Here is a 21230-nt window from a genome sequence, read left to right as displayed (position 1 = left end):
ACCTGGGAACCGCGCCCGACGCCGGGGCCGGGTCCGAGGGTGGGCGGTTCACCGTGCGCCTTGCGAACTTCGAAGGGCCCTTCGACCTCCTTCTGCAGCTCATCTCCAAGCACAAGCTCGACGTCACCGAGGTCGCCCTCTCCAAGGTCACCGACGAGTTCATGGCGCACATCCGGGCCATGGGGCCCGACTGGGACCTCGATCAGACCACCGAGTTCCTCGTCGTCGCCGCCACCCTTCTCGATCTCAAGGCCGCCCGGCTGCTGCCCGCCGCCGAGGTGGAGGACGAGGCCGACCTCGCGCTCCTGGAGGCGCGGGATCTCCTCTTCGCCCGGCTCCTGCAGTACCGCGCGTACAAGCGGATCGCCGAGATCTTCGGCGAGCGGTGGGACGCCGAGGGGCGGCGTTACCCCCGGACCGTCGGCCTGGAGCCCCACCATGCCGAGCTCCTCCCCGAGGTCGTCATCAGCATCGGCACCGAGGGCTTCGCCGGACTCGCCGTCAAGGCCATGCAGCCCAGGGCCAAGCCGCAGGTGTACGTCGACCACATCCACGCCCCCCTCGTCAGCGTCCGCGACCAGGCCCGGATCGTCGTCGCCCTCCTCAGGGAGCGGGGGACCGTCAGCTTCCGGGAGCTCGCCGAAGGGGCCGCCGACACCCTGACCGTCGTCGCCCGCTTCCTCGCCCTCCTGGAGCTGTACCGGGAACGCTCCGTCGCCCTCGAACAGGAGGACGCCCTCGGCGACCTCACCGTCTCCTGGGTCGGCGGGGACGAGGACGCCCGTGTCACCGACGAGTTCGATCAAGAAACGGAGGCCCCGGCGTGAGCGACCTCAAGCCCGCCCTCGAAGCCGTCCTCATGGTCGTCGACGAGCCCGCCACCGAGGCCCATCTCGCCAAGGTCCTGGAGCGGACCCCCCGCGAGGTCGGCGACGCCCTGCGCGAACTCGCCGACGAGTACACCGTCCAGGGCCGGGGCTTCGAGCTGCGCCTGGTGGCCGGCGGCTGGCGGTTCTACACCCGCGCGGAGTACGCCGCGGCCGTCGAGGCGTTCGTCCTGGACGGACAGCAGGCCCGGCTCACCCAGGCGGCGCTGGAGACCCTCGCCGTCGTCGCGTACCGCCAGCCGGTCAGCCGCTCGCGGGTCTCCGCGGTCCGCGGAGTGAACTGTGACGGGGTCATGCGGACCCTCCTTCAGCGCGGTCTGGTGGAGGAGGCGGGCGCGGAACCCGAAACAGGTGCGATCCTGTACAGGACGACGAACTACTTTCTGGAGCGGATGGGCCTGCGCGGCCTGGACGAGCTCCCGGAGCTCGCGCCCTTCCTCCCCGAGGCGGACGCGATCGAGGCGGAGACGCTGGAAGGGGTCCCGTCGTTCGACCCGGACGCAGACGACAACACGACGGAAGATTGATGCGAAGCAGCAGCGGCAGGAACAGCAGCGGAAACAACGGCGGGAGCCGTGGTGGCAACAGCGGCGGCCGCGGCGGAAGCAGCGGTGGCGGCGGACGCGGTAACCACCGCGGCGCCGGCAACAGCCGCGACGACAAGCAGGGCGGCGGCCGCCCGCGCAACCCGCGCCCCGAGGAGCGCCGCTACGACGTGGGCGGCACCGGCGGTCCGTCCGAGGGCCCGAAGAAGGGCCGCGGCGCCGCGGCCCGCGGGGGCGCCAAGGGCGGCCCGAAGGCACCCCAGGGCGGCACCCCGCCCCGTCGCGGCCCGCACGGGCAGCGGCAGGCCCCGGCGCGCTCGCGCGAGCTCGACGCGAAGATCGAGCAGCGCAACCGCGACCGGTACGCGGACCGGCCCGAGATCAAGACCCCGAAGACCTTCCCGGGCGCCGAGCAGGAGGGCGAGCGGCTGCAGAAGGTGCTCGCCCGCGCCGGCATGGGCTCCCGCCGCGCCTGCGAGGAGCTGATCGAGCAGGCCCGCGTCGAGGTCAACGGCGAGATCGTCCTGGAGCAGGGCAAGCGCGTCGACCCGGAGAAGGACGAGATCAAGGTCGACGGCCTGACCGTCGCCACCCAGTCGTACCTCTTCTTCGCGCTGAACAAGCCGGCCGGCGTCGTCTCCACCATGGAGGACCCGGACGGCCGCCAGTGCCTCGGCGACTACGTCACCAACCGCGAGACCCGGCTCTTCCATGTCGGCCGGCTCGACACCGAGACCGAGGGCATCATCCTGCTCACCAACCACGGTGAGCTGGCCCACCGCCTCACGCACCCGAAGTACGGCGTGAAGAAGACCTACCTCGCCGCCATCACGGGCCCGCTGCCGCGCGAGGTCGGCAAGCGGCTCAAGGACGGCATCCAGCTGGAGGACGGGTACGCCCGCGCCGACCACTTCCGCGTGGTCGAGCAGACCGGCAAGAACTACCTGGTCGAGGTGACCCTGCACGAGGGTCGCAAGCACATCGTGCGCCGCATGCTGGCCGAGGCCGGTTTCCCGGTCGAGAAGCTGGTCCGCACCGCCTTCGGCCCGATCGGGCTCGGCGACCAGAAGTCGGGCTGGCTGCGCCGGCTGACCAACACCGAGGTCGGCATGCTGATGAAGGAAGTCGGCATGTAGTCCCCGCAGGCCCCTGAGAAGCCCGTGACCGCCTGGCGGTCACGGGCTTCCGTGCTTCCGTGTTGCCTCTCCGTTCGCACGTGTGTCGCCCTTCGCACTTGTGGGCGGAGCCCCGCGCGCTTTATAGTCAACATGACTCTTAAGGAGGCGAGCGTGAGCCTCGCGAACATCCTCGAACCCCTGCAGCAGCCGCTCTTCACCGTCCTGGACACCCCGGTCAGCTGGACCGAGGTCCTCGGATTCGGCAGCGGAGCGCTCTGCGTCTGGCTCGTCGCCCGCCAGCACCTCGCCAACTGGCCCATCGGCATCGCCAACAACCTCTTCTTCATCCTTCTCTTCGTGCAGGCCGGGCTCTACGCCGACGCCGGCCTCCAGATCGTCTTCATCACCCTCGCCGTGTACGGCTGGTGGACCTGGACCCACGGGGGTGGACCAGGCTCCGACGCCCTCCCGGTGCGACGCACCTCGCGCACCGAGTGGACGTGGCTGCTCGCGGCGGGGGTGGTGGGGACCCTCGGCCTCACCCTCCTGCTCGACCGCGCCACCGACTCCACGGTCCCCTTCTGGGACGCCCTGACGACCGCGCTCTCCCTGATGGCGACCTACGGCCAGTGCCGCAAGCGGCTGGAGTCCTGGTGGCTCTGGATCGCCGCCGATGTGGTCTACGTACCGCTCTACGCGTACAAGGAGCTGTACCTGACGTCCCTGCTGTACGTCGGCTTCATGACGCTCTGCGTCCTCGGCCTGCGCAACTGGAGCCGCGACCTCGCCGGCCGGCGCGCCCTCCCCGCGGAGGCGACCGCATGAAGCGCTACGGACACGGCCTGGTCCTCGGCAAGTTCTATCCGCCGCACGCCGGCCACCACCATCTCGTCCGCACCGCCCGCGACCACTGCGAGCGCCTCACCGTGCTCGTCTGCGCCTCCTCGGTGGAATCCCTGTCCCTGGAGGACCGGGTCGCGTGGATGCGCGAGATCCATCCCGACGTCCTCGTCGTCGGCGCCGTCGACGACATCCCGGTGGACCTCCACGACCCGGACGTGTGGGCCGCCCACATGGCCGTCTTCCGGGCGGCGGTCCCCGAGCCCGTCGACGCCGTCTTCACCTCGGAGGCGTACGGCGAGGAGCTCGGCCGCCGGTTCGGCGCCGACTCCGTGTGCGTCGACCCGGACCGTACGCTCTTCCCCGTCTCCGGCACCGCCGTACGCAAGGACCCCGTCGGCTGCTGGGACTTCCTGGAGCCGCCGGTCCGGGCCGCGCTCACCCGGCGCGTGGTCGTCCTCGGCGCCGAGTCCACCGGCACCACCACCATGGCCCGCGCCCTCGCCGACCACTACCGGCGCCGCGGCGGCGTCTGGGCCCGCACCCGGTACGTCCCGGAGTACGGCCGCGCGTACAGCGAAGGCAAACTCGCCGAACTGCGCGCCGAACGCCCCGGCGCCGACTGGGCGGACGTCACCTTCCGCTCCGCCGACTTCCCGGTCATCGCCCAACGCCAGGCCGAGATGGAGGAGGAGGCCGCACGCGACGGCTCGCCCGTGCTCTTCTGCGACACCGACGCCTTCGCCACCACCATCTGGCACGAGCGGTACATGGGAACCACCAGCACCGCCACCGGCGAGGTCGCCGCCCGGGGCCGACAGCACCTGTGGCTGCTCACCGACCACCGGGGCGTCGAGTTCGAGGACGACGGGCTGCGCGACGGCGAACACCTGCGGCCCTGGATGACCGCCCGCTTCCTCGCTCAGCTCACCCACACCGGCCGCCGGACCGCCGTCCTCACCGGACCGCACGAGGAACGGCTCGCGGCCGCCGTCGCCGCCGTGGACGCCCTGCTCGCCGAGGGCCCGTACCTCGCCGACCCCCTTCCGGAGCGCCGATGACCCGATCCAGGGCGCCCGAGGGCCACGACCCCTCCGCCTACGACCCCTCCGCCTTCGAGCCGTTCGCCGTCACCGCCGACCTCGCCGTCTTCACCGTCCGCGAGGAACGGCTGCACGTACTCCTCGTGGAGCGAGGCCAGGAGCCGTACGCCGGGACCTGGGCCCTGCCCGGCGGCTTCGTGCAGCCACGGGAGTCCTCCGAACAGGCCGCGCGCCGCGAACTCGCCGAGGAGACCGGCCTGTCCCCGGACACCGTCGCCGGACTCCACCTCGAACAGCTGCGCACCTACAGCGAGCCGGACCGCGACCCGAGGATGCGGGTCGTCTCGGTCGCGTACACCGCGCTCGGACCGGATCTGCCCGAGCCACGCGGCGGCGGGGACGCGGCGCAGGCACGGTGGTTGCCGTACGGGAGTTACGGACCCCTCGCCTTCGACCACGACCGGATCCTCGCCGACGCGCACGACCGGGTCGGCGCCAAGCTCGAGTACAGCTGCCTCGCCACCGCCTTCTGCCCGCCCGAGTTCACGATCGGCGAGCTGCGGCAGGTGTACGAGACGGTCTGGGGCGTCGAGCTCGACCGCCCCAACTTCCGGCGCAAGGTCCTCGCCACCCCCGGCTTCGTCCGGGCCGTGGAGGGACCGCCGCGCCTCACCGGCGGACGGGGGAAACCGGCCGCTCTCTACCGGGCGGGAGAGGCCACGGCCCTCCACCCGCCGCTGCTGCGACCGGAAGGAAGGCCCGCATGACCAAGCAGACCGCCACGGGGGCGCTGATCGGGCTGGCGCTCGGGGACGCGCTCGGCTTCCCGACCGAGTTCGACGACGTGCCCTCGATCCTCGCGAAGGCCGGCCCCTGGCGGGAGATGGAGCTGCCGGGCGAGGCGCGGAGCACGGCGTACGTCACCGACGACACCCAGATGACGCTCGCCCTCGCCCGGGGCATCCGCACCGCCATGGACCGGGGCGTGCTCGCCCCGCTGCGGCTGGCCCGGCCGGTCCGGGAGGAGTTCGTCGACTGGTACCACTCCCCGGAGAACAACCGGGCCCCGGGCCGCACCTGCATGGTCGCCTGCCGGCTCCTCGACGGCGACCGGCCCTGGCAGGAGGCCAGCCGGACCGGCTCCAAGGGCTGCGGCGCCAATATGCGGGTCGCGCCGGTAGGGCTTGTCCCCGGCCTGAGCGAGGACCAGCGCGCGGGCGCGGCCCAGCTCCAGTCGGCCCTCACCCACGGCCACCCGACGGCCCTCGCGGCCTCGGACCTGACGGCCCTCGCGGTGTACCTGCTGGCCCAGGGCGTGGACCCGACCGGACTGGTCGGCCACCTGCGCTCGTACGCGTACGAGAACCGCTCCCGCTACCACGAGAAGTGGCTCGGCGACCTCTGGACCCACGCCCAGGACCCCACGGCCCGGCACTTCATCGAACGCGGCTGGGACGAGTGCCTCGCCGTCCTGGAGAAGCTGGACGCCGTCCAGCGCACGGCCGACCCGGAACTCGATCCCTGCACGTACACCGGCGACGGCTGGATCGCCGAAGAGGCCCTCGCCACCGGCCTCCTGTGCTTCCTCCTCTTCCCCGAAGAGCCCCTCACCGCCCTGCGCCGGGCCGCCTGCACCCGGGGCGACTCGGACTCGATCGCCTGCCTGACGGGCGCGTTCGCGGGGGCGCACCTCGGGGCCGGTGCCTGGCCGAAGGAGTGGGAGGAGCGGATCGAGTACCGCAGCGAGCTGTTGACGTTCGGTGCGCTCTGGGATGCTTGATCCATGACCGCAGCTCTCACCCCCCAGGCCGACCTGTCCGCCGTCGTGGCGGAACAGCCCGACCCGCTGATCTTCGCCACTGTCTCAGGGGCGCACCTGTACGGATTTCCGTCCCACGACTCGGACGTGGACCTGCGCGGGGCGCACCTGCTGCCGGTGGCCGATCTGATCGGGCTGCGCGAGCCGGAGGAGACGCGCAGCCGGATGTGGGACCGCGACGGGGTCGAGATGGACCTCGTCACCCACGACCTGCGGAAGTTCGTCCGGCTGATGCTGCGGCGCAACGGCTACGTACTGGAACAGCTGCTGTCCCCGTTGGTGGCGCACACCTCGGACGCCCACGCCGAGCTGATCTCGCTGGTGCCGCATGTGCTCACGACCCACCACGCGCATCACTACCGTGGGTTCGCGGGGACGCAGTGGCGGCTCTTCGAGAAGACCGAGGAGCTGAAACCCCTGCTCTACACCTTCCGGGCGCTGCTCACCGGGATCCATCTGATGCGCGCCGGCGAGATCCAGGCGCATCTGCCCACCCTCGTGGCGGAGGTGGCCGAGGCGCCCGCCTATGTGCCGGAGCTGATCGCGGCGAAGGCGGCGGCCGAGCACGGCCCCGCCGACGTGGACGTGGAGCGGGTACGCGGTGACGTGGAGGCGCTGCACGGCGTCCTGGAGGAGGCGCGGGCCGGCTCAGGTCTGGTGGATGTCTCCGGGGCTCACGACGCCCTCCACGACCTCGTCGTGCGGGTCCGGCTGGAGCACGCGCAGGGCTGAGGCGCGGCGCGCCCGGCGCAGGAAGTCCTCGACGCGGGCGTGGTCCGGGGCCGCGGGGAGCGGGCTCGTGGTGGAGGCGCGGTCGGCCTCCTCCGTGAGGCGGGACATCCAGGACTCGACCTCGGGCCAGGGCACCTCGCCCCGCTTCACCGCCAGCAGGCGCTCGCGGTCCTCGCCCACGTGGATCGTCAGCTCGCCGGTACGGAGCAGATCGCGGCAGCTCATCAGCAGCCGCAGCAGATGCATCGCGTGCTTCCAGCGCGGCTCGCCGTACTGGCGCACATCGGCATCGAGCTTCTTGCGCTGGCCGGCCGCGTACCGGACGAAGGTCTGGTGGGCCTGGCGGGAGAGGAACGCCTCGCGCAGCGAGACCAGTTCGCGGCCGGTGTCGTCGATGTGCTCGACGACCGGGGAGTGCAGGCACTCCAGGACGTTCGGATTGGCGCGCAGCGCCAGTTCGCAGAAGCGCTCCAGCTCCCAGCTGAACTGCTCCTCGGCCGGCCCCTCCACGTGCGCCGGAGGCTTGTCGAAGCGCCAGAAGAGCGGGGTCGGGGCAAGGAAGACGCCCCGGCGGTCCGTGTCGCTCCCCTCGGTGGCCAGGCCGAAGGCGCGCGAACCCATGACGCAGGAGTAGATCGTGTGGTCGCGCACCAGTTCTTCCGGAGTCATGGGCGACAGGCTACGCGAGCGTGATCACGTCTCCCGACACGGTGATCCGCTCCTCCGGCAGCGGGCGCGAAGCCGGTCCCGCGGCGACCGAGCCGTCGGCGATGCGGAACCTGGAGCCGTGACAGGGGCAGTTGATCGTGCCGTTCTCGACCTTGCCGACCGTGCAGCCCTGGTGGGTGCAGACGGCCGTGAACGCCTTGAACTCGCCGGCCGTCGGCTGGGTGACGACGACCTTCCGCTCCTTGAAGACCGTGCCGCCGCCGACCGGGATCTGCGAGGTACGGGCGAGCGAGTCGCCCGCCGGCGCGGACGTGACCGGAGCGGAGGAGGCGGGCGAGGTCTCCGCGGGCGTGGTGGTGCCCGTGGGTGCCGGACTGGCGGTCGTACCGCCGTCCTCCTCCCCGTCGGAGCCGCAGCCGGCGGTCAGGGCGGCGACGGAACCCGCACCGGCCAGCAGAACGGTACGGCGGGGCGTGGCATCGGGAGTCATGCCGTACAGCTTGCTGGCGCACCCCGCGGGGGGTTCCGCAACACGCCTAGACCCAGGGGGTCAGCTCCCTCGCACGGCCGTCGGCGTCCCGGCGCACCTCCAGGAGGGCGGTGACGGCCGCGCGTTCGATCGGCCCGTACACATGCGGGAAGAGCGTGTCCTGCGACCCCTCCCAGCGGACCTCGGCGGTCAGCCGGGTCTCGTCGACGACGAGCACCAGGAGCGGGCCGTGGACGCTCCGGTAGTGCGCGTCGGCGACCGTCAGCGCCGCCGTCTCGTCCGGCGAGCAGTGGACGAAGCCCTCGGAGGCCAGCGACGGCGGGGCGTACGGGAGCTCGGGATCGGCGGACCATTCGTCCAGCGGTACGACGTGCAGCAGCATGCCGACAGTTCTACCCCCGGGACCCGACCACCCCAAGTGGCGGCCTGCTCCGGTTCAGGTGACATTGGGCCGTGTTCCGTGTTCCGTACCGGACGAGCGACGGAACCGAGGCGGGAAACGATCTGGCAACGCCCCGGAGCCTGTCTCGGAGGGCGGTCGGCGCGACGGCGCGGCCGGGCCCCTGACTAAGGGCTGTCCCGTCATCCCTGGCGGGCGCACGACGACAGCTACGGCACCTCGCCACGTTGTCGGAACGCCCGCATACACCCAGTATGAGGACGTCCCTCCGCCTTGCGATGCACCGCATCTGACGCCGTGCGCTGATCCACCAGGGATGACGGGACAGCCCTTAGGCTGATCGGAGCACTGATCGCCTTTCGAAGGAGCACCACGTGGCGGTACGAGCGGTCCGAGGCGCCGTCCAGCTCGAACGGGACGAGGCCGGGCACATGCACGAGCAGGTCGAGGAGCTGCTCACCGCCGTCCTGGAACGCAACGGGCTCACCGCCGACGACCTGATCAGCATCTGGTTCACGGCCACGCCCGATCTGCACAGCGACTTCCCGGCCGCGGCGGCCCGCCGGATCGGTATCGTCGACGTCCCCCTCATCTGCGCGCAGGAGCTGGACATCGAGGGCGCGATGCCGCGCGTCGTACGCCTCCTCGCGCACGTCGAGTCGGACCTGCCCAAGACCGCGATCACGCACGTCTACCTCGGTGCCGCGGCCGCCCTGCGCAAGGACATCGCCCAGTGAGAACCGCGCTCGTCATCGGAACCGGCCTCATCGGCACCTCGGCGGCGCTCGCGCTGGCCGGCCGGGGCGTCGCCGTGCACCTGCGCGACCACGACCCGGCCCGCGCCCGCACGGCCGCGGCGCTCGGCGCCGGTACGGACGAGGCGCCCGAGGGCCCCGTCGACCTCGCGATCGTCGCCGTACCGCCGGCCCATGTGGCGACCACCCTCGCCGCGGCGATGCGGGACGGGCTCGCGCGCGGCTACCTGGACGTGGCGAGCGTCAAGGGCGGCCCCAAGCGGGAGCTGGAGGGGCTGGGGCTCGACCTCACCGCGTACATCGGGACGCACCCCATGTCCGGGAAGGAGCGCTCCGGCCCGCTGGCGGCGACGGCCGACCTCTTCGAGGGGCGGCCGTGGGTGCTCACGCCGACCCGCGACACCGACACCGAGGTCCTCAACCTCGCCCTGGAGCTGGTCGCGCTCTGCCGCGCCGTCCCGGTCGTCATGGACGCGGACGCGCACGACCGGGCGGTTGCGCTCGTCTCGCACACCCCGCAGCTGGTGTCGTCGATGGTGGCGGCCCGCCTCGAGGAGGCGGACGAGACGGCCGTACGCCTCTGCGGCCAGGGCATCCGGGACGTCACCCGGATCGCCGCCTCCGACCCGCGGATGTGGGTGGAGATCCTTTCGGCGAACCCGGGGCCGGTCGCGGACGTGCTCGCGGGCGTCGCGGCGGACCTGGACGAGACCGTCCGGGCGCTGCGCTCCCTCCAGTCGACCGACGAGGACAAGCGCCGCGGCGGAGCCTCGGGCGTCGAGGACGTCCTGCGCCGGGGCAACGCGGGCCGCGCCCGTGTCCCGGGCAAGCACGGAGCGGCACCGGCGCAGTACGAGACGGTCGCGGTCCTCATCAGCGACCAGCCGGGCGAGCTCGCGCGGATCTTCGCGGACGCGGGCCGGGCGGGCGTCAACATCGAGGACGTCCGTATCGAGCATGCGACGGGCCAGCAGGCCGGTCTGGTGCAGCTGATGGTGGAGCCTTCGGCGGCCCCCGTCCTGGGGACCGCGCTGAAGGAACGGGGCTGGGCGCTGCGGGCGGGCTGACGCGGGCCGGTCGAGGTCGGTGGGCTGACGCGGGCGGGTGACGCGGCCGCGTCCGCGGCCGGGTCCGCGGGGCGGCTCGATCGGGCGGGTCGGGGCCTTCCGAGGGCCCCGCACCCACCCGCTGGGCCGAATGGGTGCGCGGGAATCGGTAACCTTGGGGTGGCCCCCTGCATCCGGTGGGCCTCACCGCGTACCCAGGAAGGTGTTCCCCACCGTGGAAACCGTGATCGTCGCCATCGACGGGCCGTCTGGCACGGGCAAGTCGAGCACCTCGAAGGCGGTCGCCGCCAAGCTGGGCCTGAGCTACCTGGACACCGGTGCGCAGTACCGGGCGATCACCTGGTGGATGATCAGTAACGGCGTCGATGTCGACGACGCCGATGCCGTCGCCAACGCCGCCGCCAAGCCCGTCATCGTCTCCGGCACCGACCCGGCCCGGCCGACGATCACCGTCGACGGCGCCGACGCCGCCGGGCCCATCCGTACCGAAGAGGTCACCTCCAAGGTCAGCGCCGTCAGCGCCGTCCCCGAGGTGCGGACCCTGATCACCGAGCTGCAGCGGTCCATCGCCAGGGGCGCCGAGGGCGGCATCGTCGTCGAGGGCCGGGACATCGGCACCACCGTCCTGCCCGACGCCGACCTCAAGATCTTCCTCACCGCGTCCCCCGAGGCCCGTGCCGCCCGCCGCTCCGGCGAGCTCAAGGGCGTGGACGTGGCCGCCACCCGGCAGGCCCTGATCAAGCGGGACGCGGCGGACTCCAGCCGTAAGACCTCTCCGCTGGCCAAGGCCGACGACGCCGTCGAGGTCGACACCACCGACCTGACGCTGGACCAGGTCATCGAGTGCGTCGTGACCCTGGTCGAGGAGCGGCGGAGCGGCATGCGGGCGGCCGCCCAGTGACCTTGCCGTCCGAGAAGGGCGCCGCCGTCGGGCGTGGCATCGGCATCGGGCTGATGTACGGCCTGTGGAAGCCGCGCGTCCTCGGCGCCTGGCGGGTGCCGGCCTCCGGCCCCCTCATCCTCGCCGTCAACCACGCGCACAACATCGACGGGCCCATGCTCATGGGCACGGCTCCCCGGCCGGTGCACTTCCTCATCAAGAAGGAAGCCTTCGTCGGGCCCCTCGGGCCCTTCCTCGAAGGCATCGGCCAGCTCAAGGTGGACCGGGCCGGCGCCGACCGGGCCGCGATCGGCAACGCCCTCGCGGTCCTGGACCACGGCGGCGTCCTCGGCATCTTCCCCGAGGGCACCCGCGGCGAGGGCGACTTCGCCTCGCTGCGCGCCGGCCTCGCCTACTTCGCCGTCCGCAGCGGTGCGCCGATCGTCCCGGTCGCGGTTCTGGGAAGTTCCGACCGGCCCGGGCGGTTGATCAGAGCACTGCCGCCGCTGCGCAGCCGCGTCGACGTCGTCTTCGGCGACGCCTTCCAGGCCGGCGACGGCTCGGGGCGCCGCACCCGCAAGGCGCTGGACGAGGCCACCGTACGTATCCAGGAGCGGCTCACCGGCCACCTGGAAAACGCCAGGCGCCTCACCGGGCGCTGAGCGACACTCTCAGTAGTGGGCCCCGAGGCTCGGGAACCCACCGACCACGAATGATCAAGGAACGGACTTCATGAACGACCAGCACGACCACGGGGCACTTGGCGACGCCGAGTACGCGGAGTTCATGGAGCTCGCCGCGGAAGAGGGCTTCGACGTCGAGGAGGTCGAAGGCGCGATCGAGGCGGCCGGGCACGGCCCGCTCCCCGTGCTCGCCGTCGTCGGCCGCCCCAATGTCGGCAAGTCGACCCTGGTGAACCGGATCATCGGACGCCGCGAGGCCGTCGTCGAGGACAAGCCCGGCGTCACCCGCGACCGCGTCACCTACGAGGCCGAATGGGCCGGCCGCCGCTTCAAGGTCGTCGACACGGGCGGCTGGGAGCAGGACGTCCTCGGCATCGACGCCTCCGTCGCCGCCCAGGCCGAGTACGCCATCGAGGCCGCCGACGCCTGCGTCTTCGTCGTGGACGCCACCGTCGGCGCCACCGACACCGACGAGGCCGTCGTCAAGCTGCTGCGCCGCGCCGGCAAGCCGGTCGTGCTCTGCGCCAACAAGGTCGACGGACCCTCCGGCGAGGCCGACGCCACCGCCCTGTGGTCGCTGGGGCTCGGCGAGCCGTACCCGGTCTCCTCGCTGCACGGCCGCGGCACCGGCGACATGCTCGACGCCGTCCTGGAGGCCCTGCCCGAGGCCCCCGCGCAGACCTTCGGCAACGCGATCGGCGGCCCCCGCCGCATCGCCCTCATCGGCCGCCCGAACGTCGGCAAGTCCTCGCTCCTGAACAAGGTCGCCAACGAGGACCGCGTCGTCGTCAACGAGCTCGCCGGCACCACCCGCGACCCGGTCGACGAGCTGATCGAGCTCGGCGGCAAGACCTGGAAGTTCGTCGACACCGCCGGCATCCGCAAGAAGGTCCACCTCCAGGAGGGCGCGGACTACTACGCCTCCCTGCGGACCGCCGCCGCGATCGAGAAGGCCGAGGTCGCCGTCGTCCTGATCGACACCACGGACAACATCTCGGTCCAGGACCAGCGCATCATCACCATGGCGGTGGAGTCCGGTCGCGCCCTCGTCATCGCCTACAACAAGTGGGACGAGCTCGACGAGGAGCGGCGCTACTACCTGGAGCGCGAGATCGAGACCGAGATGCAGCAGGTCGCCTGGGCGCCCCGGGTCAACGTCTCCGCCAAGACCGGCCGCCACATGGACAGGCTCGTCCCGGCGATCGAGACCGCCCTCGCCGGCTGGGAGACCCGTATCCCCACCGGCCGCCTGAACGCCTTCCTCGGCGAGCTGGTCGCCGCCCACCCGCACCCGATCCGCGGCGGCAAGCAGCCCCGCATCCTCTTCGGTACGCAGGCGGGCACCAAGCCGCCCCGGTTCGTGCTCTTCGCCTCCGGCTTCCTGGAGCACGGCTACCGTCGCTTCGTCGAGCGTCGGCTGCGTGAGGAGTTCGGCTTCGAGGGCACGCCGATCCACATCTCGGTGCGGGTCCGCGAGAAGCGCGGCAGGAAGAAGTAGGACAACGGCCGAGGGCCGGGGCGCATCGCCCCGGCCCTCGGCCGTTCCCACCTGTCCTACAAGCCCCTGCGGGGCGCCGGTGGCAGCGCCGCCGGGGTGTGCTGGTGTCCTCCCGAGTGGTGCTGCGCCGACCAGGCCACCGGATGCGCCGTGTGCGCCGGGTGGGTCGCGTGGCGGCTTCCGCCGTGCCCCTGACCCTGCCCGTACATCCCCGTGCCCACCTGCGTCCCGAAGGCCCGGAAGCCCAGATCCTCCTCGCCGCTGCGGTCACCCGGCAGCGTGCGGAACGACCGACGGTACTCCGAGTACAGAGCGTCGTAGATCGGCGTCGCCGACTGGCCCGCGGTGACGTCCTGCGCGGGGCGCATGGAGGGGATCTGACTCGGATAGGACGGGCGGAGTGGGTCGTATGAGTGCACGTAGGTGCCAACGACACCGTGGTCCGTCGGATGCGGGCGGCCCTCGGAAAGAGGTGTCCGCCGGGGGCGCGGCACGACCGGAACCCAGGGGCCGTACCCCGATGGTCCTATGCCGGGACGCCCATGCTCCCTCACGTGCCGGCCAGCGGCATCGCGGCGGCCACCAGACGCCCGTTGGCCGCGGCCTTCTCCAGGGCGTCGCGCAGCAGGTCCTCGCGCGGCTGCTGGCCGATCGAACCGACCGGGGCGGCGAAGACCAGGACCGTGTGCGACTTGTTCGCCGCCGCGCGCCAGCCCTCGGTGACCTGCAGCGGCTGGTGGGCCTGCCACCAGGCGGCCTGGCCGGTGCCGCCCGCACCCGGCTGGAGCACGGAGTGCAGCTGGCCCATGGCGACCAGCACGGACCAGCCGGGAAGGATGCCCGGCTTCTGGTTCACATCGGCGACCGGCGCGAAGCCCTGTTCGATCAGGAGCGGCAGGAACTCGTCGCTCACCCCGTCCGAACCAGGACGGGCGACCGGCGCGGTCGGTTCGACGACCAGCGCCGGGTGGAGCTCGCCCTCGATCAGGACGAGGCCGCTGGTGACCCCGAGGACGGCCTGCTCCGGGTGGGCCGCGCTGAGCGCGTCCGCCGCGTCGGTGGCGGAGATGGAGCGGACGGCGCCCTGGAGCTGCTCCTCGGCGACCTGGACGACCTGGGACGGAATGCAGCTGGCGTGGGCGAACGCCAGTACGGCGGTCTCCTCGCCGACGAACAGCACCGTGCTCGTGCGCTCCTGCTCGGAGTCACCCGGCGTGCGGCAGGAGGTGCAGTCGTAGCTGCCCGGGGCATTGTCGCCGGCGAGCAGCCGGTCGGCTTCTTCGTCGCCGATCTCGGCGCGTACGTCCTCGCTGACGTCGAGCATGCGCGGCACGGGGGGCTCCCTGGACTCGGTACGTGCGACGCCGGGCGGTTCCCGGCACGTCTCATGCCGAGTTCAACGGGGAAGGCTCGGCCGGGGTCACGCGTCGGCGTACGGCAACTTCCGCGACGGCTGCCCACCCGGCCCATGACTCCGGCCCGTGACACCGGCCAGGGCTCGGCTCACGACCCTGTCCGTACACGGCCGTGACCCCGGCCGTGACTCCGTCGTGACGCCGACCGGGTGGGGTGTGCGGGGCGCCCCGCGCGGCACGCGGACGAGGTGCGGGCCGCCGCCTAGCCTGCGTCGATGTCGACTATCCGATGGTGGACGGCCGGTGCGCTGGCCGGGATGTGCTCCCTCACGCTGACGGCCCTGCTGCCCGCGCCCGCGCGAGCGGCCGAACCCGAGGTCCCCGCGTACGCCTGCGCCAAGGACCAGTGGCCGTGGGGCTGTGTCGCCGAGTGCGAGAGCGGCGGCCGCTGGAACGCCAACACCGGCAACGGCTTCTACGGCGGCCTGCAGTTCTGGCAGGCGACCTGGGTCGAGCACGGCGGGCTTCGCTACGCCTCGCGCGCCGACCTGGCGACCCGAGCCCAGCAGATCACGATCGCGGAGGAGGTACTGCGGACGCAGGGCTGGGCCGCGTGGCCCGCCTGCTCCAAGCGGTACGGGCTGAGCGGGCGGGTCCACACCGTCCAGCGGGGGGACACGCTCAGTTCGATCGCCCGGCGCTTCGGGATCGCCGGCGGGTGGCAGGCGCTCTACGCGGCCAACCGGAGCGAGATCGGCGCGGACCCGAACCGGCTCATGCCCGGAACGATGCTGCGGATCGCGCCGCTCACCGTCCTGAGGTGAACTCGGCGGCCTCCCCGCTGAAGGCCAGGGAGCCGCGCCGCAGTTCGTGCAGCAGGGTGCCGGGCGGCAGACCGGGCGGCAGGCGCTGCTCGGCGAGTACGACGGCGGCGCCGTGCCGCACGGCGAGGCCCGTCAGCAGGCGGTACGTCCGCGAGGAGGCCGCCGGGGAGAGCCCGAGGGACGGCTCGTCGACCAGGACCACGCGGGCCGGGGCCAGCAGGGCGCGGGAGAGCGCGAGCATCCGGCGCTCGCCGCCGGAGAGCGTACCGGCGGGGCGGTCGAGGAGCGGGGCGAGCTCGGGGTACGCCTCCAGCGCCGCCTCGCGGCCACGGCGGCCGCCTCGACCACCTCGGTCACGTCGGTCGCCGCGGGCGCCTCGGTCACCCGCGGCCAGCTCCAGGTTCTCGGCGACGGTGAGGGTCGCGTACACCGCCCGCAGGTCCGGTACGAAGCAGAGCCCGCGCCGCGCCCGGTCGTGTGCGGGCATCCGCGTCACGTCGGCCCCGCGCCACAGGATCCGGCCGGAGGACAGCGGTACGGTCCCGGCCAGGGCGCGCAGGGCGGTGGTCCGGCCGGCGCCGTTGCGGCCGACGACCACGGTGACGGTCGCGGGCGGGAGGGGCAGGTCCAGGCCGTGCAGGGCCTCCAGCGGGCCGTAGTGGACGCGGGCGCCGCGCAGGGCGATCTCGATGCTCATGACACGATCCGCCCTCCCTCCATGGTGTGCACGGTGTGGGCGATACCGGCGACGAGGTCCGGGTCGTGCTCGACGACGAGGACGGTGAGCCCGTCGGCGGCGAGCGCGGCGAGCACCCGTCCGAGGGCGTCGGTCTCCGCGGCGTCGAGGCCGGCGGAGGGCTCGTCCAGGAGAAGGGTGTGCGGGCGCCCGGCCAGGGCGCGGGCCAGTTCGACCCGGCGCAGGGTCCCGGTGGGCAGATCGGCGGCCGGACAGTGCCGGACGGCTCCGGCGAGGCCGAGGAGGCGCAGGCTCCGCTCGGTCGCGGCGGGGTCGCGGACATGGCCCTGCTCGGCGCCGAGGCGGACGTTCTCCTCGACGGTGAGGGAGGGGAAGACCGCGAGCCGCTGGAAGGTCCGGGCGACGCCGAGCCGGGTGCGGGCGTGGGCGGGGCGCGCGGTGATGTCGGCGCCGTCCAGCGTGACGCGGCCATGGGTGGGGCGCAGAGTGCCGGCGAGACAGTCGAAGAGGGTGCTCTTGCCGGCGCCGTTGGGCCCGACGAGGGCGGTGACACGGCCGGGGACGAGGGAGAGGGAGACGGAGGAGAGGGCGGTGAGACCGCCTGGGTAGGCGAGGGTGAGGCCGTGGGCGCGCAGGCGTGCGGGGAGAGGGGGCGGGGGCGCCGGCGCCGGCCGACGGAGGTGCGCCCGGCCTCCGACCGGACCCGGCTCCCCACGCGTCCCCAGGGCGTCGCCCAGGGGCGCCCGGCCCCTCTCGCCTCGCCCGGCCGTACCACTGAGGCGTTCGCGAGCGGGTCCTCCCGTGGGTGCCCGGGCGCCGCCCGGGAGAGCGGTGCGGCTCGGCAGCCACGACGTCAGGGGCGGCACCCGGCCCACCAGGGCGGCCAGGACGCCCACCGCCGCTGCCGCCACACCGCCCCTGGTGCCCGCGTCCAGGCCGACCAGGAGAGCCGCTGCGGCCAGCGGGGAGAGGAGGCTGTCGGCGCCGAGGACGAGGACGGCGGCGAACCAGAGGAGGCCCCGGAGCGGGTCGTAGGCCTCCGGGTCGAACGCCCGCAGCCCCATGCCGAGCAGGCCGCCGCCCAGGGCCGCCAGAGCCGCGCCCAGCACGAAGACGAGGAGCTTCAGGCCCGCCACCCGCACCCCGGCGGATTCCGCCCCCTGCTCGTGGTCGCGCAGGGCCGCGAGCGCACGGCCCGTGCGGCCCCGGCGCAGCGCGGCGACCAGCAGCAGGCAGCAGGCCAGGACGACGAGCTCCAGGGCGTAGTAGAGACGGTCGTCCCCGAAACCGGCCGGGCGGCCGAGCTCCAGGCCCGCCGTCGCGTACGGCTGCGCGAAGACGAACCGGCTCACCGCCACCCCCACCGCCAGCGTCGCCAGCGCCAGGGCGAGGCCGTGTCTGCGGATCGCCGGCCAGCCCGTCACCAGGCCGAGCGGCGCGACCAGCGGCACCGCGAGCGCGAGGGCCGCGAGCTCCGGCACGCCCCCGGCCGCCAGCAGCGCCGTGAACAGGGCGCCGAGACCGGCGTACGCCGCCTGCCCCAGCGCGATCTGCCCGCCGCGCCCCGTCACCACGACCAGGGACAGCAGCACGATCGCCAGCGCAGGCACCTGGATCGACGTGTGCAGGTCCGAGCCCGCGAATCCCAGGGGGAGGAGGAAGAGGACCCCCGCCGTCACCCACACGCCGCCCGGGACCCGGCCCGGCCCCGTCGGCGGCGGCAGCGCGTCCCGGCCCCGGCCGCCCGGGCCCGGCAGGACCAGCACCGCCGCGAGCAGAGCCACCACGAAGAGGTTCGCCCCGACCGCCTGCACCAGCGGCCCCGCCCAACCCTCCGGGTGGAACCGGGCCAGCTGTGCCTGCGCCACCCCCAGCACGAGGGCGGTCACGATCGCGAGGGGCAGGCTCCGCATCCGGGCCACCACCGCGACCGCGATCACCTCGACCACCAGCAGCGGCATCCCGTACGGATCCAGCCATACGTACGGGGCGAGCAGCACCCCCGTCAGACCCGCGGTGAACGCGCCGAACGACCACCCCACCGCCGACACCCGGTCCGCGTCGATCCCGCCCAGCATCGCCAGCGGCCGGTTGTCGACCACGGCCCGCAGCTCCCGGCCGAAGCGCGTCCCCCGCGTCACCGCCCCCACCAGGCAGGCCAGCAGCACCACGGCCGCGAGCTGGGTCCACGGATCGTCGCCGAGCAGCACCGGCGCGTCCGCCCGCGCCCCGTCGCCCCACACCAGCGCCGCACCGCCGACGAGCAGCACGAAGACCCCGATGGAGGCCACCAGCGTCCGCGCCGGGTTCGAGCCGGCCAGGGCCAGCGGCCGGAAGACCGCGCGGTCCAGTACGAGGCCGATCCCGGGGGCCACCACGAGCAGGGTGACCAGGGCGCCGAGCGGCAGTGGCCAGCCCCACCCGACCACCAGCTGTCGCAGCACGTACGCGCAGACCATGGCGATGGCCCCGTGCGCCAGATTGAGGACGCCGGTCGCCCGGTACGTGACGATCAGTCCGATGCCGGTGAGGGCGGCGGCGCTGCCGACCGCGAGACCCGCGAGGGTGAGGTCGTACGTCAGCGAGGCCACGGCTCACACACCGGACACGGGTCCAGCTCCTCGCCCCCGACCGCCACGGCATCGGCCCGGTCCGCCACCAGCGGGCAGTCGGGACGGTGCGCCAGCGTCCCGCCGGGGACCCGGACGGGCGGTTCGTCGGACGACGGCACGTCCGCCGCCGTCTCCTCCTCCACCACCGGCCCGGGTCCGGCCCGGCCCACCGGAACCCGGCCCGCGGCCGCCACCAGCACCGCCCCCGCCACGATCAGCGCCGCGCCGGGCACCGTGCAGGAGGCCAGATACGGCAGCTGCCGCTCCGCGAACCGTTCACCGGAGATTCCGTACCACCCCAGGACGCAGAGCACCGCGCCCGCGGCGGCCGCCGCGAGGCCGCCCCACAGCAGTACCCGGGATGCCGGCACAGGACCTCCCTCGCGCTCTTCGTCGCGGCGCTCGCTTCCTCGCGCTGTGCCCTCTTCCTTGCGCTGTGCCCCCGACCGGCACACCCTGGAATCATCGGGCCGCCCGGTAATCATCAGGCCGCGCGGCCTCCAGGGACACCCGGTGGTGAGCCAGATGGTTCTCGAACGACATGGTGGAAGCTCCCGTCTCGCGGCGCTGGTGGCGGCCGCCGCCCTGGTGCTCGGACCGGCCCTCGCGGCCTGCGGCGACGGCGGCGACGACGTCGACGTACCCCCAGGGACGATGCCCGCCGTCACGGACCGGCCGCTCGACCCGGACGCGGCCGAGGCGGAGATCATCAAGAACTGGACGGCCTTCTTCGACCCGAAGACCCCGACGGACGAGAAGGTCGAGCTGCTGGAGAACGGCGAGCGGATGCGGCCCGTCCTCGCCGCCTTCGCCGGCGACAAGAACGCGGCCATGACCTCGGCGAAGGTCAAGGGGGTCGAGTTCACCTCGCCGAACGACGCGAACGTGACCTACGACCTGCTGGTCGGCGGGGCCCCGGCCCTGCCCGACTCCAAGGGCACGTCCGTCCTCCAGGCGGACACCTGGAAGGTGTCCGTGAAGACCCTCTGCGGCCTGGTGCAGCTCAGCGGTGCGTCCGTTCCGGGCTGCTGAGGCGGGTGCGGCGCTGCTCCTCTCCGCGCTGCTCGCGCTGACCACGGCGTGCGGCAGCAGGCTCCCGGAGCAGGCGTTCGACGCGCGGCCCAACGCCCACCCCTCCGGCGGTGAGCCGCTCCGCGTCGGCATCATCACCAGCGCCACCAGCCCCGTCGGCGGCGACGCGTTCACCGGCCCGCGCGACGGCGCCCGCGCCTGGTTCGACGCCCTCAACGCGCGCGGCGGACTGAACGGACGCCGGGTCGAGGTCATCACCTGCGACGACGGCGGCAGCGGCGTCGGCAACAACGCGTGCGTGCACCGGCTGCTCGACGAGCGGAAGGTGTTCGCCCTGGTCGCCACCACCGCACTCGACTACGCCGGCGCCCCGCGGGTCGCCCGGGCCGGCGTCCCCGACATCGGCGGCCAGCCGCTCACCCCGGCGTACGACACCTATCCGCACCTGTACGGGATCTACGGCAGTTCGGCCCCGCGCACCGGCACGGAGCCCGGCTGGGGCGGCGTCCTGTACGGCGGCACCGAGGTCTACCGCTGGTTCAAGCACGAGTACGGGGCCCGTACCGCCGCGGTCGTCGCCTACAACCAGGCGGCCTCGACCTCCTACGCCCGGCTGATCACCCAAGGGCTGCGGGCCGAGGGATACCGGGTCGTCGACGAGCAGGTCGACTTCGCCCTGCCCAACTTCCGCGCCGTCGCCGCCGACCTGCGGGCCCAGGGCGCCGATCTCGTCTTCGACGCCCTGGACACCCACGGCAACGCCCGGCTCTGCGAGGCGATGGACGCGCTGGGCGTCCACGTGACCGCCAAGGTGACCAACGTGCAGAACTGGTCCTCCTCCGTGCCCCGCGACTACGCGAAGTCCCCCGCCTGCCGCGCCGCCCTGCACGTGACCGGCTCCAGCCGGAACTACGAGGACACCGGACACCCGGCGGTACGGGAGTTCAGGGCGGCGATGGGCGACCGGCCGCTCTCCCAGTGGCAGCTGGAGGGCTGGGCGGCGGCCATGTGGTTCACGGATGCGGCGCGGTCCTGCGGGGACCGGCTCACCCGTGGCTGCGTCGAGGAGTTCGTCAACCGCCAGGAGCCCTACACCGCCCGGGGCTTGCTGCTGCCCGTCCGTTTCGAGAAGGCCGCCGAGCCGCCGAAGACCCGTCACACCTGTCTCTCCGTGGCCCGTTGGCAGGACGGACGGGGCTGGGTCACGCAGGGAGACATGAACACGAACTGCGCCACCGTCCCCCAGCTCGGCTACCGGCCGTGAACGGGGACGCCCGGCGGGCA

At 73.3% G+C, this 21230-nt stretch carries 24 protein-coding genes; 16 read left to right on the top strand and 8 right to left on the bottom strand.

The features are described 5' to 3' along the window. The 8 genes from J7E93_RS28775 to J7E93_RS28740 all read left to right on the top strand — a co-directional run. Positions 1 to 827, top strand: an 827-nt coding sequence (locus tag J7E93_RS28775) for a ScpA family protein (RefSeq protein ID WP_251067229.1), incomplete at its 5' end; no start/stop codon positions are given. Next, a complete protein-coding gene (gene scpB / locus J7E93_RS28770) occupies positions 824 to 1414 on the top strand; it encodes an SMC-Scp complex subunit ScpB (protein ID WP_215072925.1) in 591 nt (196 codons plus the stop codon). The genes J7E93_RS28775 and scpB, both read left to right, overlap by 4 nt. Continuing rightward, positions 1414 to 2568, top strand: a complete 1155-nt coding sequence (locus tag J7E93_RS28765) for a pseudouridine synthase (RefSeq protein ID WP_215072924.1) — start codon at positions 1414 to 1416, stop codon at positions 2566 to 2568. Before scpB ends, J7E93_RS28765 begins: the two co-directional genes overlap by 1 nt. A 153-nt stretch (positions 2569 to 2721) precedes the next feature. After that, positions 2722 to 3375, top strand: coding sequence for a nicotinamide riboside transporter PnuC (pnuC, locus tag J7E93_RS28760; protein WP_215072923.1), 654 nt, complete (start codon positions 2722 to 2724; stop codon positions 3373 to 3375). Next, positions 3372 to 4451, top strand: a complete 1080-nt coding sequence (locus J7E93_RS28755) for an AAA family ATPase (protein WP_215072922.1) — start codon at positions 3372 to 3374, stop codon at positions 4449 to 4451. Before pnuC ends, J7E93_RS28755 begins: the two co-directional genes overlap by 4 nt. After that, positions 4448 to 5200 carry an NUDIX domain-containing protein gene (locus J7E93_RS28750; RefSeq protein ID WP_215072921.1) on the top strand — a complete coding sequence of 251 codons (753 nt, stop codon included), beginning with the start codon at positions 4448 to 4450 and terminating at the stop codon, positions 5198 to 5200. The genes J7E93_RS28755 and J7E93_RS28750 overlap by 4 nt, the downstream gene beginning before the upstream one ends. Next, positions 5197 to 6213, top strand: a complete 1017-nt coding sequence (locus J7E93_RS28745; protein ID WP_215072920.1) for an ADP-ribosylglycohydrolase family protein — start codon at positions 5197 to 5199, stop codon at positions 6211 to 6213. Before J7E93_RS28750 ends, J7E93_RS28745 begins: the two co-directional genes overlap by 4 nt. 3 nt (positions 6214 to 6216) lie before the next feature. Then, the gene (locus J7E93_RS28740; protein ID WP_215072919.1) at positions 6217 to 6984 is read left to right on the top strand and encodes a DNA polymerase beta superfamily protein; all 768 of its coding nucleotides are present in this window, start codon (positions 6217 to 6219) and stop codon (positions 6982 to 6984) included. Here the strand turns inward: J7E93_RS28740 and J7E93_RS28735 are convergent. From J7E93_RS28735 to J7E93_RS28725, 3 genes are read right to left on the bottom strand one after another with little or no spacing between them, the layout of a single operon-like run. Next, the gene (locus tag J7E93_RS28735) at positions 6901 to 7653 is read right to left on the bottom strand and encodes a DNA polymerase beta superfamily protein (RefSeq protein ID WP_215072918.1); all 753 of its coding nucleotides are present in this window, start codon (positions 7651 to 7653) and stop codon (positions 6901 to 6903) included. The two genes, J7E93_RS28740 and J7E93_RS28735, sit on opposite strands and share 84 nt — an antisense overlap. A gap of 10 nt (positions 7654 to 7663) precedes the next feature. Then, complete coding sequence (locus J7E93_RS28730) at positions 7664 to 8143, bottom strand: Rieske (2Fe-2S) protein (protein ID WP_215072917.1); 480 nt, start codon at positions 8141 to 8143, stop codon at positions 7664 to 7666. Positions 8144 to 8189: 46 nt separating this feature from the next. Beyond that, the gene (locus tag J7E93_RS28725) at positions 8190 to 8525 is read right to left on the bottom strand and encodes a DUF952 domain-containing protein (RefSeq protein ID WP_215072916.1); all 336 of its coding nucleotides are present in this window, start codon (positions 8523 to 8525) and stop codon (positions 8190 to 8192) included. A gap of 392 nt (positions 8526 to 8917) precedes the next feature. On the opposite strand from J7E93_RS28725, the gene aroH reads away from it, so the two are divergent. The 5 genes from aroH (at position 8918) to der (ending at position 13426) form a co-directional block, all read left to right on the top strand. Beyond that, a complete protein-coding gene (gene aroH / locus J7E93_RS28720; protein WP_215072915.1) occupies positions 8918 to 9280 on the top strand; it encodes a chorismate mutase in 363 nt (120 codons plus the stop codon). Beyond that, on the top strand, positions 9277 to 10365 hold the full coding sequence (locus tag J7E93_RS28715; protein ID WP_215072914.1) for a prephenate dehydrogenase: 1089 nt from the start codon (positions 9277 to 9279) through the stop codon (positions 10363 to 10365). Before aroH ends, J7E93_RS28715 begins: the two co-directional genes overlap by 4 nt. 202 nt (positions 10366 to 10567) lie before the next feature. Further along, positions 10568 to 11266 carry a (d)CMP kinase gene (gene cmk / locus J7E93_RS28710; RefSeq protein ID WP_308368821.1) on the top strand — a complete coding sequence of 233 codons (699 nt, stop codon included), beginning with the start codon at positions 10568 to 10570 and terminating at the stop codon, positions 11264 to 11266. Continuing rightward, a complete protein-coding gene (locus J7E93_RS28705) occupies positions 11263 to 11907 on the top strand; it encodes a lysophospholipid acyltransferase family protein (RefSeq protein WP_215072912.1) in 645 nt (214 codons plus the stop codon). Before cmk ends, J7E93_RS28705 begins: the two co-directional genes overlap by 4 nt. A gap of 70 nt (positions 11908 to 11977) precedes the next feature. Further along, the gene (gene der, locus J7E93_RS28700; protein ID WP_215072911.1) at positions 11978 to 13426 is read left to right on the top strand and encodes a ribosome biogenesis GTPase Der; all 1449 of its coding nucleotides are present in this window, start codon (positions 11978 to 11980) and stop codon (positions 13424 to 13426) included. Between the two features lie 56 nt (positions 13427 to 13482). On the opposite strand, the gene J7E93_RS28695 is transcribed toward der, so the two are convergent. Together J7E93_RS28695 and J7E93_RS28690 are read right to left on the bottom strand one after the other, a co-directional pair. Next, positions 13483 to 13845 carry a hypothetical protein gene (locus J7E93_RS28695; protein WP_215072910.1) on the bottom strand — a complete coding sequence of 121 codons (363 nt, stop codon included), beginning with the start codon at positions 13843 to 13845 and terminating at the stop codon, positions 13483 to 13485. A gap of 131 nt (positions 13846 to 13976) precedes the next feature. Then, positions 13977 to 14759: a hypothetical protein gene (locus J7E93_RS28690; protein WP_215072909.1), complete on the bottom strand. Its 783-nt coding sequence runs from the start codon at positions 14757 to 14759 to the stop codon at positions 13977 to 13979. 297 nt (positions 14760 to 15056) lie between these two features. Between J7E93_RS28690 and J7E93_RS28685 the strand changes: the two genes are divergently transcribed. After that, complete coding sequence (locus J7E93_RS28685; RefSeq protein ID WP_215072908.1) at positions 15057 to 15605, top strand: transglycosylase family protein; 549 nt, start codon at positions 15057 to 15059, stop codon at positions 15603 to 15605. Here J7E93_RS28685 and J7E93_RS28680 read toward each other — a convergent pair. Genes J7E93_RS28680 through J7E93_RS28670 form a run of 3 tightly spaced genes read right to left on the bottom strand, consistent with a single transcriptional unit; the run spans position 15589 to position 19285 of the window. Next, positions 15589 to 16302, bottom strand: coding sequence for an ATP-binding cassette domain-containing protein (locus J7E93_RS28680; RefSeq protein ID WP_215072907.1), 714 nt, complete (start codon positions 16300 to 16302; stop codon positions 15589 to 15591). The two genes, J7E93_RS28685 and J7E93_RS28680, sit on opposite strands and share 17 nt — an antisense overlap. Continuing rightward, positions 16299 to 18893, bottom strand: coding sequence for an ATP-binding cassette domain-containing protein (locus J7E93_RS28675; protein WP_215072906.1), 2595 nt, complete (start codon positions 18891 to 18893; stop codon positions 16299 to 16301). Before J7E93_RS28675 ends, J7E93_RS28680 begins: the two co-directional genes overlap by 4 nt. Then, on the bottom strand, positions 18881 to 19285 hold the full coding sequence (locus J7E93_RS28670) for a hypothetical protein (RefSeq protein WP_215072905.1): 405 nt from the start codon (positions 19283 to 19285) through the stop codon (positions 18881 to 18883). Before J7E93_RS28670 ends, J7E93_RS28675 begins: the two co-directional genes overlap by 13 nt. 142 nt (positions 19286 to 19427) lie before the next feature. On the opposite strand from J7E93_RS28670, the gene J7E93_RS28665 reads away from it, so the two are divergent. Together J7E93_RS28665 and J7E93_RS28660 are read left to right on the top strand one after the other, a co-directional pair. After that, complete coding sequence (locus J7E93_RS28665) at positions 19428 to 19946, top strand: hypothetical protein (RefSeq protein WP_215072904.1); 519 nt, start codon at positions 19428 to 19430, stop codon at positions 19944 to 19946. Beyond that, positions 19924 to 21210, top strand: coding sequence for an ABC transporter substrate-binding protein (locus J7E93_RS28660; protein WP_215072903.1), 1287 nt, complete (start codon positions 19924 to 19926; stop codon positions 21208 to 21210). Before J7E93_RS28665 ends, J7E93_RS28660 begins: the two co-directional genes overlap by 23 nt. Positions 21211 to 21230: the final 20 nt, after the last annotated feature.

The sequence above is a fragment of the Streptomyces sp. ISL-36 genome, from assembly GCF_018614205.1.
GTDB lineage: Bacteria > Actinomycetota > Actinomycetes > Streptomycetales > Streptomycetaceae > Streptomyces.
This window is presented reverse-complemented; position numbering and strand designations above follow the sequence as displayed.

Excerpts from the sequence above, each read along its gene's own strand:
- J7E93_RS28725 (WP_215072916.1), bottom strand. The coding sequence starts at position 8,525 with ATGCTGCTGCACGTCGTACCGCTGGACGAATGGTCCGCCGATCCCGAG.
- J7E93_RS28745 (WP_215072920.1), top strand. The coding sequence starts at position 5,197 with ATGACCAAGCAGACCGCCACGGGGGCGCTGATCGGGCTGGCGCTCGGG.
- J7E93_RS28685 (WP_215072908.1), top strand. The coding sequence starts at position 15,057 with ATGTCGACTATCCGATGGTGGACGGCCGGTGCGCTGGCCGGGATGTGC.
- J7E93_RS28735 (WP_215072918.1), bottom strand. The coding sequence starts at position 7,653 with ATGACTCCGGAAGAACTGGTGCGCGACCACACGATCTACTCCTGCGTC.
- J7E93_RS28765 (WP_215072924.1), top strand. The coding sequence starts at position 1,414 with ATGCGAAGCAGCAGCGGCAGGAACAGCAGCGGAAACAACGGCGGGAGC.
- J7E93_RS28755 (WP_215072922.1), top strand. The coding sequence starts at position 3,372 with ATGAAGCGCTACGGACACGGCCTGGTCCTCGGCAAGTTCTATCCGCCG.
- der (WP_215072911.1), top strand. The coding sequence starts at position 11,978 with ATGAACGACCAGCACGACCACGGGGCACTTGGCGACGCCGAGTACGCG.
- J7E93_RS28730 (WP_215072917.1), bottom strand. The coding sequence starts at position 8,143 with ATGACTCCCGATGCCACGCCCCGCCGTACCGTTCTGCTGGCCGGTGCG.
- J7E93_RS28750 (WP_215072921.1), top strand. The coding sequence starts at position 4,448 with ATGACCCGATCCAGGGCGCCCGAGGGCCACGACCCCTCCGCCTACGAC.
- J7E93_RS28680 (WP_215072907.1), bottom strand. The coding sequence starts at position 16,302 with ATGAGCATCGAGATCGCCCTGCGCGGCGCCCGCGTCCACTACGGCCCG.
- J7E93_RS28740 (WP_215072919.1), top strand. The coding sequence starts at position 6,217 with ATGACCGCAGCTCTCACCCCCCAGGCCGACCTGTCCGCCGTCGTGGCG.